The organism is Streptomyces sp. NPDC007896, assembly GCF_042959425.1.
In the GTDB taxonomy this organism is placed as follows: domain Bacteria; phylum Actinomycetota; class Actinomycetes; order Streptomycetales; family Streptomycetaceae; genus Streptomyces.
In genome coordinates this window covers 335,085-348,783 of the sequence record NZ_JBIBKX010000009.1, presented here as the reverse complement: position 1 = coordinate 348,783, position 13,699 = coordinate 335,085, and the positions used below count along the sequence as shown (strand labels likewise).

Below are 13,699 nucleotides of genomic sequence, written 5' to 3'. Positions count from 1 at the left end.
CATGAGAATCACCCTGTCCGAGCGCGGCACCCCGGACTGGCAGACCGCCGCGGACCTCGCCCGGCTGGTGTTCGCCAAGCAGTACCAGGCGAGCATCTCGCCCGACCCGGACGGCTTCCTCGCCTTCTTCGAGACCGCCGCCGACGGCCAGGAGGAAGTCCTCGCCTGCGCGGGCCTGTCCTTCCCCGAGGAAGAGAGCATCCTGCTCGAGCGCTACCTCGACGCCCCCGTCGAAGACGTCATCACCCGGGCCGTGGGCGCCCCCGTCAAACGCTCCCAGGTCCTGCAGATCGGCTCCATCGCCTCGGTACGGGCCGCCGCCGGCGCCGAGATCATCAAGGCGATCCCGCTGATCATGGCCTGCCTGGGCCGCCCGTACGCGGTGATGACCATGACCGGCCGGCTCGCCGCCCTCATGCAGCGCCTGGGCTGCGTCTTCCACCCCCTCGCCGACGCCAGCGCGGAACGCCTGCCCGAAGGCGAACGGGCCGCCTGGGGCTCCTACTACGACACCCGGCCCGTCGTCGGCTACGCCGAGGCCGCCGAACAGTCCACCCTGCTGCTGGCCGCCATCGGCCGCTACTGCTTCACCTCGGTCGACATGCGGCTGCTGAGCAACCGCCCGCAGCAGGGGGTGCTCACCCGTGCCGCCTGACACCCCCACCCGTCTTTCCCTCGCCCAGGGGCTCCTGGAGCGGGCCGCCAGCGACGCCGTCATGGTCCGCGTGCTGGCCGCCGACGGCTCGCCGCCCGCCGCCTGGAGCTACCGCGACCTGATCGGCGCCGCCCTCACCCTGGCCGCCCAACTCCAGGAACGAGCCCAGGCGCTGGGCCGGCCGGCCCGGGTGGGGCTGCTCGCGGAGAACTCGCCCGAATGGGTCGTAGCCGACCTGGCCGCCCTGTTCGCCGGCGCCGTCGAGATCCCCGTCCCGACCGCCTTCACCGCACAGCAGGCCGCCTCCCTCCTGGAGAGCGCCGACCTGTGCCTCACCGACGCCGCGGGCGAAGCCGCCCTGGCCCGCTGGCACACCAGCACCCCCCAGCCCCAGCCCGTCCTCCCCGACGGCTGCCCCGCCGTTGCCCTCGACCTGCCCGCCCTGGCCCGCGCACCCCGCCCCGCCGCGCCCCCGCAGATCCCCGCACACGACCAGATCGTCAAGGTCATCCACACCTCCGGCACCACCTCCGCCCCCAAAGGCGTACAGATCCGCCGCCACGGCCTGGACGAACTCCTCACCTCGCTGCGCGCCCGCACCCGCCCGGAGATCTTCGAGCGCTACCTGTCCATCGTCCCGCTCAGCCTCCTCATCGAGCAGGTCGCCGGCCTCTACATGCCCTTCCTGGCGGGCGGTTCGGTGTCCTTCCTGCCGCCGGGCACCGCCCTGGTCGGCACCGCCGCCGACGCCGCCCCCCGCATGCTCACCCTGCTGCGCGCGGCCCGCCCCACCGCCCTGGTCGTGCCGCCCACCGTCGCCGGCCTCTTCCTCGCCCTGTGCGACCAGCAGCCCGCCGAGAGCGTCACCGAGCGCCACCGGCGGATCTTCGGACACGACGGGCCGGTCTTCATCGCCTGCGGCGGCGCCCCCGTCCCCCCGGAGATCCTCCAGCGCCTCGACGCCTACGGACTGACCGTCCACGAGGGCTACGGATTGAGCGAGAACTCCTCCGTGGTGTCCTGGAACTTCCCCGGCGCCGTCCGCTTCGGTACCGTCGGCCGCCCCCTGGACCACGTGCGGGTCGAACTCGCCGACGACGGCGAACTCCTCATCCGCAGCACCTCCCTGTTCGCCGGCTACACCCGCGAGGACCCCTCCAGCGTCGTCGTCGACGACCAGGGCCGCCTGCACACCGGCGACCTCGCCGAGATCGACGCCGACGGCTATCTGCGGATCACCGGACGCAAGAAGAACCTCGTCATCACCGCGGGCGGCCGCAACGTGGCCCCCGAATGGGTCGAGGCCCGCTACCGCGAACTCGGCTTCGTCCGCGAGGCCGCCGTCGTCGCCGACGGCCTCGACCAGGTCCACGGCCTGTTCGTCATCGACGCCGGCCTCGACCCCGCCACAGCCCGCCGCGAGATCACCGACTTCGGCAGGCAAAAACTCTCCGGCATCGAACGCGCCGCCGTCGTCCACCTCATGTCCGAGGACGACCCCGCCTACGCCACCTGCTTCACCGTCACCGGACGCCCCCGCCGCGACGTCGTGCGCACGCACGTCCTCGACCAGCCCCGCACCCCGGCCCCCCGCGGCGGCGAGACCAAGGAGAAGGCTTGACATCTCCCCCAGCTGAAGCAGGGGGATTCTTCCCTCGCGGGTTGAGCTTTCCGCTTCTCAGACAGCAGCTGCCCCGAATCAACGGCGGGGGACGTTGGTACGTCCAGCAGTCTTACGCCGGCTCCACAGACCTGACATCCCGCCAGCCCGGCGGTAGGCCCGGCCAGCTTGGTCATCACCGGCCGAGCGTGGCAACGCCACTACATCCGCGGGCAGTTGCCGGTGAACGACGATCCGCCCTGGCGGCGAATCGTCTTCCCTTGCCCTGCTCCGCAGGAGTCCGTTTCCTCCCCAGCCCGAAGGCTGGGGTATCCACGGAGGAATCCAGATGAGCACGGCTATGAAGACCACCCCCTACGGCACCGGCAGCGGCCTGCTGGTCGAACCCGCAGGCCCCGGCGGCCTCGACGGCATCGACCCCAAGGAACTGCGCGACCTGCTCTCCCAGGCCGGCTTCCTGCTGCTGCGCGGCTTCGGCGCGGACATGGACGCCTTCACCGCCCTGGTGCAGCACACCTCCACCTCCACCACCCTCGACCCCGCCCGCGACTTCTACTCCGAGGTCGCCCAGAAGGTCGACGCCGGCTTCGACGAGGTGGGCCTGCACACCGAGAACGGCAACAGCCCCTTCCGCTCCCACCTCGCCTGGTTCTTCTGCGAGAAGGCCGCCTCCTCCGGCTCCCAGACCACCGTCTGCGACGGCTACCGCGTCTGGGACGCCCTCAGCCCCCGGGCCCGTACGGCATTCGCGGCCCAGGACATCGTCTACAGCCGCTACGTCGCCGAGCCGCAGTGGCGGGCGATGGCCCACCACCTGCTGGGCCGCACCAAGCCCGCCGACGAGATCGAGGTCAAAGAACTCCTCGCGCTGGCAGGCCAGTTGCCCGGCACCGAGATCGTGCCGCAGGACGACGGCGGGGTGCGCTACTCCTTCACCACCCCCGCGGCCGGCACCACCGTGTTCGGGCCGCGCCCCTCCTTCGCCAACAGCATCCTGGGCCCCTCCTTCAACTACGAGAAGCCCACCATCACCTTCGCCGACGGCACCGCCCTGTCCCCGCAGCTGCTGGCCGAGGTCGAAGAGGTCACCGCCCGCCTCACCGAGAACCTCGACTGGCAGGACGGCGACGCCGCCGTCATCGACAACACCCGCGTCATGCACGGCCGGCGCGCCATCACCGACCCCGACCGCACCATCTACAACGCCCTCAGCTACATCGAGGCACCCGCCGCCTGACCGGGCCGCCCCTCCCGCCCCCACCCCTCAGCGGAAGAAGAAGGAGGGGGCAGAGGGGCGGGAGGCAGATCCATCCGAGAGGGAGCCTTGACTTCTCCCCTTCCTGAAGGAGGGGGATTCTTACGGCTCGCGCCGTGAGGGTTTCTGCTTCGTTGCCGACCGCCTGTCCGGAGTACTCCGTTGAGGTCTTACGCCAGCTCCACAGACTGTCACCGCCAGCCCGGCGGCCAGAAGATTGTGCGCCGCGTTCACGTCGCGGTCGTGGGTCGTTGCGCAGTCGCACGTCCAGGTGCGGACGTGCAGCGGCATCGTGTCCTGCAGGGTGCCGCAGGCGGAGCACAGTTTGGAGGAGGGGAACCACCGGTCCACGGCGATCACTTCGCGCCCGTACCACGGGGCTTTGTACTCCAGCATGCTCCGGAACTCGCTCCATGCCGCGTCGCTGATGGCGCGGGCGAGCCGGTGGTTTTTGACCATGTTGCGCACGGTCAGGTCCTCGATCACGATCGTTGGGTTTTCACGGACGAGCCGAGTGGTGATCTTGTGCAGCGTGTCGCGGCGCCGGTCAGCGATCCGCGCATAGATCTTCGCGACCTTGAGCCGGGCCCTGGCCCGGTTCGCCGAGCCCTTCTCCTTCTTCGCCAGACGACGCTGCTGCTTGGCCAGAGCGGCACGGTCCCGGCGCTCGTGCCGGGGGTTGGCGATCTTCTCCCCGGTGGAGAGGGTCAGCAGATGGTTCAGGCCGACATCGACACCGATGGCCTGACCGGTGGCCGGGAGTGGCTGCACGGACGGGTCGTCGCACAGCAGGGAGACGAACCAGCGTCCCGCGCTGTCCTGCGAGACCGTCACGGTGGACGGCTTCGCTCCCTCGGGCAGCGGGCGCGACCACACGACAGCCAGCGGCTCGGTCATCTTCGCCAGTGTCAGTTTCCCGTCACGGAAACGGAACGCGCTGCAGGTGTACTCCGCACTCCTGCGCGACTTCTTGCGCGACTTGAACCGCGGGTACTTGGCCCGTTTGCCGAAGAAGTTGGTGAACGCCACCTGCAAGTGGCGCAGACACTGCTGGAGCGGAACCGAGGAGACGTCGTTGAGGTAAGCCAGTTCCTCGGTCTTCTTCCACGCCGTCAGCATCGCCGACGTCTGGTGGTAGTTGACCCGCTCCTGCCGCGCCCACGCCTCCGTCCGCGCGGCGAGCGCCATGTTGTAGACCTTCCGCACGCACCCGAACGTGCGCGACAGCTCCGCTGCCTGCGCATCCGTCGGATAGAAGCGGTACCGATACGCCCGCTTCACGTGAGTGCTCACAGCTCACAATTATCGCATCAACTTGTCACTATCTACAGGAAGTTGGTCGCGAACGACGATCCGCCCCGGCGGCGAATCGTCTTTCCCTGCCCTGCTCCGCAGGAGTCCGTTTCCTCTCCGCCCTGAAGGGCGGAGTATCCACGGAGGGATCAGATGACCACCGACCACACCGCCCCCCGCACGACGGACACCGCACCCGCCGCCGCGGATCCCCGCCGCTGGCGCCTGCTCGTCTTCGTCGCCCTCGCCCAGTTCATGGTGCTCCTCGACACCACCGTGGTGAACCTCGCCCTGCCCGCCATCCAGGCCGACCTCAAGGCCGGCGCCACCGCCGTCGAATGGGTGCTGACCGCCTACATCCTGTGCTTCGGCGGCCTCATGCTGCTCGGCGGCCGCACCGCCGACCGCTGGGGCAGGCGCCGCACCTTCCTGCTCGGCGCCCTGCTGTTCACCGCCGCCTCCCTGCTGTGCGGACTCGCCCAGGGCGCCGGCCTGCTGATCGCCGCCCGCGCCCTGCAGGGCTGCGGCGCCGCCTTCCTCTCACCGGCCGCGATGTCCCTGGTCACCACCACCTTCCCCAAGGGCCGCGAACGCACCACCGCGCTCGCCGTGTGGGCCGCACTGGCCGGCCTCGGCGGCACCCTCGGCGTCATCGCCGGCGGCCTGATCACCGACAGCCTCAGCTGGCGCTGGATCTTCTACATCAACCTGCCCTTCGGGATCGTCGCCGTCGCCGGCGTCCTGCTGCTGTCCCGGGGCCGCCCCGAGACCCGCATCCGCGGCTCGCGCCCCGACATCGCCGGCGCCGTCACCGTCACCGCGGGCCTGGCCGCCCTCGTCTACGCCATCGTCAACATCCAGGACCACGGCGCCGCCTCCACGCCCTACGTCCTGGCCCCGGCCGCCGCCTCCCTCGCCCTGCTCGCCGCGTTCGTCCTGATCGAACGCCGCACCCCCGACCCGCTGATGCCGCTGCACCTGTTCGCCACCCGCTCCCTGGCCACCGCCGGCCTGGGCCGCGTCCTGACCAGCGGCGTGCAGGCGTCCGTGCTCTTCCTGTGCAGCTACTACCTGCAGCGCACCCTGGGCTACTCCACCCTCAAGTCCGGGTTCGCGTTCCTGCCGCTGGGCGCCGTCGCCATCCTCGTCACCGCCCCCGCCACCCGCATCATGCACAAGGCCGGCCCCCGCCCCGTCTACCTCGCCGGCGCCGCCGGCTCCGTCCTGGGCCTCCTCCTGCTCACCCAGGCCCCGCAGCACGGCACCTACCTGCTGCACCTGCTGCCCGCCCTGCTCATCCTCGGCGCGTCCATGCAGTGCTGCGGCATCCCCGTCAACGTGCACGGCGTCTCCGACATCCCCGCCCGCCAGCAGGGCATCGCCTCCGGCGTCCTGGTCGCCGCCTTCCAGGTCGGCGCCTCCCTCGGCGTGGCCACCGTCGCCACCAGCGCCCTGACCCGCACCACCCACGAACTCACCCACCACACCACCCCCGCCCTGGCCTGGCTGGACGGCCTCCACCTCGGCTTCTGGATCGCCACCGGCATCGGCGTCCTCAACCTGCTCACCGCCTACTTCGGACTGCCCCGCCACCGCCGCGCCCCCGCCCCGGCCGGCCCCCGCACCGCCTGACCACCCCCCACCCCCCAACGGACACGGAGAGGCCCATGGCACACCCCGGAGACACCCTCCACCTCGGCAAGGACAAGCTCACCTTCCTGACCACCGCCGCCGAAACCGACGGCGCCTTCGTCGAAGTCGAAGTCGAATACGCCCCCGCCGTCATCAAACCGCCCCAGCACTACCACCCCCGCCAGACCGAACACATGCGCCTCCAGAGCGGCCGCCTCAGCCTCCAACTGGACGGCGTCCTGCACGAGTACGAACAAGGCGCCGACTTCTACATCCCGCCGGGCGCCGTCCACTCCATGTGGAACCCCGGCCCCGAACCCACCCGGGTCATCTGGCGCACCACCCCCGCCTACCGGACCGAAACCGTCTTCGAGACCCTCTGGGGCCTGACCAACGAAGGCCGGCTGCGCCCCGACGGCACCCCCCGCCTGCAGATGCCGCTGCTCGCCCTCGCCTTCCGCGACGAGTACCGCGTCGTCACCGGACGCCCCTACCCCCTCGACACGGCCCTGTGCCTGCTGCTCTCCCCGCTCTCCCTGGCCTGCGGCTACCGCCCCACCTACCGCCCGCCCCAGAACACCGCGACCCTCCAGCCCACCCCCTGAACACACCGCCGCAGGCCCGGGGTTCGAGCCGGACACCAGGGCGCAGCGAGCCGTGCGCCCTAGCGTCGGCCCCAACCGACGTACGGCCGATGCGTGGAGGAATGGTCATGGCCACCGAAGCACACGAATTCACCCTGCCCGGCGCGGATCTCCCGCAGCCCGACGCCGAACTGCGCAAGAAGCGCGAGGCGGTCGTCCTGCAGCACACGGTCGCCGAGATCGCCTGGGACATCGACGGCGTGCTGGCCACCTTCCCGCGCGGCGGCGTCTACCGCATCCAGGCCTTCGAAGAGGGACCGCTGATCGGCGAAGAAGCCATCAAGAAGGGCTACTTCGCCGACCTCAAGGCCGCCTTCCCCGACCTCGAGCACGAACTGCACCACGTGCACCACACACCCACCGCCGTGATCCTCGAGGCACAGGCCCGCGGCAAGCAGGAGGCCGACTGGCGCGGCATCCCCAACCGCGGCAAGTCCATCGACGCCCCCGTCGCCGTCTTCTTCCACTTCGACGGCGACGTCCTGATCGACGAGACCCTCTACTTCGACATCGCCACCTTCCAGCGCCAGCTCGCCTGACCCCCTCCCCATCCGCAGACGCGCCGCGGCGCGGCGGGGCCCGGACACCGGCCACCGGTGTCCGGGCCCCGCCACGCCGCGGCGCGTCTGCCGAGCGGGGCTCGAGGAGGACTTGAGCAGGCGTCCGTAGCGTCGACGGCGCCGTACCGGCCCGCGCGCGGGCGCGGGCACCAGGGCGCCGCGGGCCGGACCGGTCACGGCGATGAGCATCTCGCACGACCCGCCTCCAGAAAGGATGCTCAGATGAGCACCGTCAACCCCCCATCCCCGGGCGGTGAAACCAGGAGGGTGGTCTTCTGGGCCATTCTCACCACCAGCCTCGCCTCGTTCATGGCGGGACTGGACAACCTCGTCATCATCACGGCGCTGCCCACCATCCGGGAGAAACTCGGCGGCAGCCTCACCGACCTGGAATGGACGGTCAACGCCTACACCCTGTCCTTCGCGGTCCTGATGATGTTCGGCGCCGCCCTCGGCGACCGCTTCGGCCGCCGCAAGGTCTTCAGCCTGGGCCTGCTGCTGTTCACCGCCGCCTCCGCGGCCGCCGCCCTCGCGCCCGGCATCAACGAACTCGTCGCCGCCCGCGCCGTCCAGGGCGTCGGCGCGGCCATCATCATGCCGCTGTCGGTGACCCTGCTGACCGCCGCCGTGCCCGCCGAGAAACGCGGCGCGGCCCTGGGCATCTGGGGCGCCGTCAACGGACTGTCCATCGCCGCCGGCCCGCTGGTGGGCGGCGCCATCGTCGAGCACCTGTCCTGGCAGTGGATCTTCTGGCTGAACGTGCCGATCGGCCTGGCGCTGGCCCCGCTGTCCTTCCGCAAGCTCGCCGAGAGCCGCATCGCCCACTCCCGCCTGGACGCCGTCGGCACCGCCCTGGCCAGCCTGGGCCTGTTCGGCATCGTGCTGGGCCTGATCAAGGGCCACGGAGACGGCTGGACATCCCCGCAGGTCCTGGGCGCACTGATCGGCGGCACCGCCGTGATGGCCCTGTTCGTGGTGTGGGAGAACCGCACCGAACACCCGATGGTGCCGATGCGGATGTTCCGCAACCGCGCCTTCACCGCGATCAACCTGGCCGGCGCCCTCATGTCGGTCGGCATGTTCGGCGCGATCTTCCTGATGACCCAGTTCCTGCAGAACATCCAGGGCTACACCGCCATGCAGGCCGGCGTACGGCTGCTGGCCTGGACCGCCATGCCGATGGTCGTCGCCCCCATCGGCGGCATGGTCTCCGACCGCATCGGCGGCAAACCCGTGGTCACCCTCGGCCTCGCCATGATGACCGCCGGCATGGTCTATTGGGCCTTCGTCCTCAAGCCGGACGTCTCCTACGCCGCCCAGCTGCCCTCCCTGATGATCTGCGGCGCCGGCATGGCCCTGTTCTACGCCCCGCTGATGAACCTCACCATGGGCTCGGTCGCCGAACACGAACAGGGCATCGCCTCCGGCGTCACCGCCGCCACCCGCGAGGTCGGCGCCGCCCTCGGCGTGGCCCTGCTCGCCTCCATCTTCAGCGCCAACGGCGGCTACGCCTCACCGCGCAACTTCGTCGACGGCCTGGTGCCCGCCATGTGGGTGGGTGCCGCCGCGGTGGCCCTGGCCACCTTCGCCATGCTGGGGGCCCCCTCCCGCCGGCGCGCCGCCGCGAGCGCCCCCGTCGCACAGGCCGCCCCCGCGCAGGAGAGCGCGCCGGCCCCCCTGCACTGACCTGGCGCCGGGCCGGCGCCACCCCCGGGTGGCACCGGCCCCGGCGCCCTCCCACGAACCGGCGCCCCTGACACCCCGACGAACCGAGGACGCATGGCCATTGAGGAGATGAAGGTCCGCGACGCCTTCCGGATCACCCCGTCGCAACTGCCGGACAACCGGGGCCTGTTCTTCGAGGCCTGGCGGCTGGGCGGCCTGACGGCGGCCAGCGGCCAGCCGTTCACCGTCCGGCAGGTCAACTTCTCCGTCTCCCGGCGCAACACACTGCGCGGCATCCACGGCACCACCCTGCCGCCGGGCCAGGCGAAACTGGTGACCTGCGTGCGCGGCGCCGCTCTGGACGTGGTCGTCGACCTGCGCGTCGGCTCCCCGACGTTCGGCATGTTCGACACCACCCTGCAGGAAGCCGGCTCCGGCATCGGCGTCTACCTCGCCGACGGCCTCGGCCACGCCTTCCTCGCCCTGAGCGACGACACCTGCATGAACTACCTGTGCTCCGAGGAGTACGTGCCCGGCACCATGGTCGACATCCAGGCCCTCGACCCCGACATCGGCATCCCCTGGAACACCACCGGACAACTCATCCGCTCCGACAAGGACACCCACGCCCCCAGCCTCTCCGAGGCCGCCGCCCGAGGCCTGCTGCCCACCTACGAACAGGCCCTCGCTTCCTACCAGCCCGCAGCCCCCGCCGGCCCCCGCCCGTAACCTGATGGGTGACGCCGACTGCGGGAGGTGCGGTGATCGAGTGTGTCCGGGCGGTACTGGTCACGCCCGCCGGCCGGCTGCTGCTGATCCGCCGCACCTGGCCGGGCGCCACGCCCTACCGGGTGTTCCCCGGCGGGCACGTCGAACCGGACGATCCGGGCCTGCGCGCGGCCCTGGTCCGTGAGATACGCGAAGAGACCGGCGCCGAGCCGCAGATCACGGGCCTGCTGCAGGTACTGGCCGACGCACACCAGCGGCAGTATTTCTACCTGGCCCGCATCGGGTCATGGTCCGAGGCGGACCGCACCGGTCCGGAGTTCGCCGACCCGGACCGCGGCGAGTACCGGCTCGAGGAAGTCCCGCTGAGCGTCCGGGCCCTCGACGCCCTCAGCCTGGAGCCGGAGGAGATCGCCGCACTGCTGCGCGCCGCGGTGACGGCCGGGACCGATCTGGCCGCCCTGGCGGATCCGGCACGGTGAGTCCGGCGGCCGGCACCAGGAACCGTTACTTCGAGTCTTAGCGACTCTCAGTATTCCGGGTGTTTCCGCCCGGAAGGTTCGTGACGGTGTCACCAGAGCGCGAGTTGTTCGCGCCTGGTGTCCTGTCGACGATCTCTCGTTTCCGTCCCCTGGCGGGGTGTTGCGCCAGCTGCCCGCGTGCCGGTCCCCTTGCGGGTTCGGGCGGTGCGGGTCTTCTGCTTGGCTCCACGAGGCTTCGGCACCACCATCAGGGGGCCCGGGTCTCCGGTCACTCCGGTACCCGTTTTACCGTTGGCCGCCGCGAGGGCGGCCAGGTTGTGGCCTGCGTTCGCGTCCCGGTCCAGGACGAGTCCGCAGACGTCGCACTCGAAGACGCGCACGCCGAGGGGCAGTTTGGCTTTCACCACACCGCAGCGGGAGCAGGTCTTCGAGGAGGGCATCCAGCGGTCGGCGACGATCAGACGTCCACCGTGGCGCTGGGTCTTGTAGGTGAGCTGGCGCCGCAGTTCCCCGAACGCCGCGTCGGAGATACGGCGGGACAGACGCCGGTTGCGGACCATGCCTTTCACGTTGAGGTCCTCGACCACGACGGTGCCGTACTCGGCGGGGATACGCGCGGTGGCCTGGTGGAGATGGTTCTCCCGCAGGTTCGCCACCCGGTGGTGCACCCGGTTACGGACCGCGTTGGCTTTCTCCCAGCGACGGGACGGGGCCTGTCCGGTGCGCCGGTTGGGGCCGCGTCGGCGGGAGACGGTCCGGGAGGCCTTCCGGAGCTGCGTGAGTGCCTGGTCGTAGTGTTTGGGGTTCGCGACCTCGCGGACCTCGCCGGCCGAGTCCGCCATGACGAGGAGAGTCTTGACGCCGAGGTCGATCCCGACTGCCGTGCCGGGGCGGCCGGCAGGGGCGATGGTGTGGCGTTCCTCGGTCTGGAGGACCGCGAACCAGCGGCCCCGCTCGAACCGCACCGTCACCGACAGAATCCGCGTCCCGCCTTCGGCGATCGCGTCCACGAGGGGCTGGACGTCCTCGTGGAGGCGGATCCGGCCGAGGCGGGGCAGGACGATATGCCGCCGGTCATCGAGGCGGATGGTGCCGGTGATGAACTTGCACGCCGGACGAGCCTTCCGCTTCGACTTGAAACGGGGTCTGCCCATCCGGACGCCCTTGCGCTCGCCGCGCCGGGACTTGGCGTAGTTGTCGAACGCGGCGGCAGCGTTCGCGAGTCCGGTGTTGTAGGCCTCCTTCGAGTTCTGCGCCCACCACTCCCGCAGGAACGGGTCGTTCTGTTTGGCCTCGTTGAACGCTTTCCGCAACGACGGCAGCGACCACGACCGCCACGCAACGCGCTCTGCCTCGGGGACGCCGTAGGTCTCCTCCGCTGCGCGCTGCGACCAACTCGCCAGCACATGCCGCACCGCCCAGTTGTAGGCGACCCGCGCCGCCCCGCAATGCGAGGCCAGAGCCTGCAGGGCGGACGCATTGGGGTCGAGGGCGAGCCTGTGGCCCACGACGTGGAAGCCGGGCCGCGCCTCGAACCCCCGGCGCTTCTTCTTCCCGCTCCCGGCAGGCTCCGCCCCGCTCACCCGGTCGTCTCCGCCGTCGGAGCGGTGGCCTCGGCGATAGCGCGTGCGGCCCGGTTCTTCGCCGCTCGCTGCCCGTACAGCCGGGCACGCATCGAGGTGAGGACTTCAGTGATGTCCCGGACCAGGCCGCTGGTCGTCTCCTGCGGATCGAGCACCACCAGACGCCGGCCGGAAGCCGACAGTGCCGATTCCAGATGCTCGACACCGAAACGGGCCAGCCGGTCGCGATGCTCCACGACGATGACGGCAACGGCCGGGTCCGACAGGACACGGTGCAGCTTGCGTCGATTCCCGTTCAGTCCCGACCCGACCTCGGTCACAACCTCGGCAATGGCGAGCCCCAGCCCGATGGCTCCCTGGACGACACGGGAGACCTGCCGGTCAAAATCCGCCTTCTGGTCGCCGGACGAAACACGGCAGTACGCCACCGTCCACCCAACGACCTCGGGAGCGGACTCTTCGACCAACCACATACCGGACGGCGTCTGCACGACAGGGACCGGCATACGCCCCTCCTTCGCCCAGGCTCACGCGGTCTGGTAGTGCACGCCGTTGCGCGCCGCCCACTCGGAAAGCTTCACGCAATCATGGTAGAGACAGGCAGATAACTACTGATGAAAAATGCGACTGTTGCTCCGCCAGGAGCCTTGCCGCCAACAGGCGCCGGGTGTGAACCAGCCTGCCCTGGCCGCGGGTTGGAGCGGGCCCGGCGCAGGGCTTCACACGGCTTCTCTCGCGGCTTGGCGGGATCTCCACTCGCGGCGCAGGAGGTGGAACCGCAGGGCCGCGACGGCGAGAAACGCGAGACCGATGCCGCCCCGGGCCCACCTCCGACCATGACGAACCAGTAAAGGGCGAGGCCGGAGAAGAAGAGGCTGACGGCGATGATCAGCGGTTCGCGGATCCGGAACGGGAGGGCGCGGAGAATCAGGTTGATCAGCATCCGGCCAGTCGATCAGGCGCGGACCCCGCACGCTGTGGCCGAGGCCAACAGTTCCGCGAGCGGGAGGCGAGGAGGGCGTCTCTGGCCGCCCGGGGAGTGAGGCCGCGCACGGGCACCCGCCATTTCTGTTGAAAGTGCGAACCGATGTGCTCCGGTCGCCGATCGGGGGGCGCCGACCTAACCTCGGTTGAGGCCGACAGTGACCAATGGGGCAGTTGTTCAAGATGGGAGAACATCGTGAATGCCACATTCCGCAGCCACTGGGGGCGCACCTTCGCCGTAGGAACCCTGACCGCAGCCCTGCTGTCCGGGGGGACAGCGGGCGGTACCGCGATAGCGGCCACCGGATCCCAGCATCCGGCCGCACCCGCGGCGACACCTTCGGCATCGGCGCCGGAGACGTCGAAGACGACGACCACCGCGCCGGCACCGACGACGACCGCCAAGCCGTCGCCTACGACGACCACCAAGCATTCGCCGAAACCGTCGCCGACGAAGACGCACAAGTACACGCCGAAGCCGAAGCCGACTCCGACGAAGACGCACAAGTACACGCCGAAGCCGAAGCCGACTCCGACGAAGACGCACAAGTACACGCCGAAGCCGAAGCCGACTCCGACGAAGACGCACAAGTACACGC

At 70.5% G+C, this 13,699-nt stretch carries 12 protein-coding genes and 2 pseudogenes; 10 read left to right on the top strand and 4 right to left on the bottom strand.

Annotated elements, in window-relative coordinates; all coding sequences use genetic code 11:
- The first annotated feature begins 1 nt into the window (after window position 1).
- The 3 genes from ACFZDJ_RS29150 to ACFZDJ_RS29140 all read left to right on the top strand — a co-directional run bounded on the left by ACFZDJ_RS29150 (window position 2) and on the right by ACFZDJ_RS29140 (window position 3,513).
- Window positions 2-655 (top strand): thermostable hemolysin, encoded by a 654-nt coding sequence (locus tag ACFZDJ_RS29150; RefSeq protein ID WP_075032267.1) that lies wholly within the window; start codon window positions 2-4, stop codon window positions 653-655.
- Window positions 645-2,276, top strand: coding sequence for an AMP-binding protein (locus ACFZDJ_RS29145; RefSeq protein WP_391063172.1), 1,632 nt, complete (start codon window positions 645-647; stop codon window positions 2,274-2,276). The genes ACFZDJ_RS29150 and ACFZDJ_RS29145 overlap by 11 nt, the downstream gene beginning before the upstream one ends.
- Before the next feature lie 328 nt (window positions 2,277-2,604).
- Window positions 2,605-3,513: a TauD/TfdA family dioxygenase gene (locus ACFZDJ_RS29140; protein WP_391063170.1), complete on the top strand. Its 909-nt coding sequence runs from the start codon at window positions 2,605-2,607 to the stop codon at window positions 3,511-3,513.
- Window positions 3,514-3,633: 120 nt separating this feature from the next.
- Here ACFZDJ_RS29140 and ACFZDJ_RS29135 read toward each other — a convergent pair whose 3' ends face one another.
- Window positions 3,634-4,824, bottom strand: a complete 1,191-nt coding sequence (locus tag ACFZDJ_RS29135; protein WP_391063167.1) for an RNA-guided endonuclease TnpB family protein — start codon at window positions 4,822-4,824, stop codon at window positions 3,634-3,636.
- Window positions 4,825-4,977: 153 nt separating this feature from the next.
- Between ACFZDJ_RS29135 and ACFZDJ_RS29130 the strand changes: the two genes are divergently transcribed.
- The 6 genes from ACFZDJ_RS29130 (at window position 4,978) to ACFZDJ_RS29105 (ending at window position 10,533) form a co-directional block, all read left to right on the top strand.
- The gene (locus ACFZDJ_RS29130; protein ID WP_391063165.1) at window positions 4,978-6,456 is read left to right on the top strand and encodes a DHA2 family efflux MFS transporter permease subunit; all 1,479 of its coding nucleotides are present in this window, start codon (window positions 4,978-4,980) and stop codon (window positions 6,454-6,456) included.
- Window positions 6,457-6,491: 35 nt separating this feature from the next.
- The gene (locus ACFZDJ_RS29125) at window positions 6,492-7,061 is read left to right on the top strand and encodes a cupin domain-containing protein (RefSeq protein ID WP_391063162.1); all 570 of its coding nucleotides are present in this window, start codon (window positions 6,492-6,494) and stop codon (window positions 7,059-7,061) included.
- A 107-nt stretch (window positions 7,062-7,168) separates the two neighbouring features.
- Window positions 7,169-7,639, top strand: coding sequence for a nuclear transport factor 2 family protein (locus ACFZDJ_RS29120; RefSeq protein ID WP_075032262.1), 471 nt, complete (start codon window positions 7,169-7,171; stop codon window positions 7,637-7,639).
- A gap of 243 nt (window positions 7,640-7,882) precedes the next feature.
- On the top strand, window positions 7,883-9,346 hold the full coding sequence (locus ACFZDJ_RS29115) for a DHA2 family efflux MFS transporter permease subunit (RefSeq protein WP_169080951.1): 1,464 nt from the start codon (window positions 7,883-7,885) through the stop codon (window positions 9,344-9,346).
- A gap of 93 nt (window positions 9,347-9,439) precedes the next feature.
- On the top strand, window positions 9,440-10,054 hold the full coding sequence (locus tag ACFZDJ_RS29110) for a dTDP-4-dehydrorhamnose 3,5-epimerase family protein (protein WP_382344366.1): 615 nt from the start codon (window positions 9,440-9,442) through the stop codon (window positions 10,052-10,054).
- 32 nt (window positions 10,055-10,086) lie between these two features.
- The gene (locus tag ACFZDJ_RS29105; protein WP_168515845.1) at window positions 10,087-10,533 is read left to right on the top strand and encodes an NUDIX domain-containing protein; all 447 of its coding nucleotides are present in this window, start codon (window positions 10,087-10,089) and stop codon (window positions 10,531-10,533) included.
- 89 nt (window positions 10,534-10,622) lie between these two features.
- Here ACFZDJ_RS29105 and tnpB read toward each other — a convergent pair whose 3' ends face one another.
- The 3 genes and pseudogenes from tnpB to ACFZDJ_RS29090 all read right to left on the bottom strand — a co-directional run bounded on the left by tnpB (window position 10,623) and on the right by ACFZDJ_RS29090 (window position 13,059).
- A complete protein-coding gene (gene tnpB, locus ACFZDJ_RS29100) occupies window positions 10,623-12,116 on the bottom strand; it encodes an IS607 family element RNA-guided endonuclease TnpB (RefSeq protein WP_391063158.1) in 1,494 nt (497 codons plus the stop codon).
- Window positions 12,113-12,697: pseudogene (locus ACFZDJ_RS29095) on the bottom strand (IS607 family transposase). Before ACFZDJ_RS29095 ends, tnpB begins: the two are co-directional and overlap by 4 nt.
- Entirely contained in the window at window positions 12,694-13,059 is a 366-nt protein-coding gene (locus tag ACFZDJ_RS29090) for a hypothetical protein (RefSeq protein WP_391063155.1), read from the bottom strand. Before ACFZDJ_RS29090 ends, ACFZDJ_RS29095 begins: the two are co-directional and overlap by 4 nt.
- A gap of 215 nt (window positions 13,060-13,274) precedes the next feature.
- On the opposite strand from ACFZDJ_RS29090, the pseudogene ACFZDJ_RS29085 reads away from it, so the two are divergent.
- Window positions 13,275-13,699, top strand: a pseudogene (locus ACFZDJ_RS29085) (hypothetical protein); the annotation flags it as partial.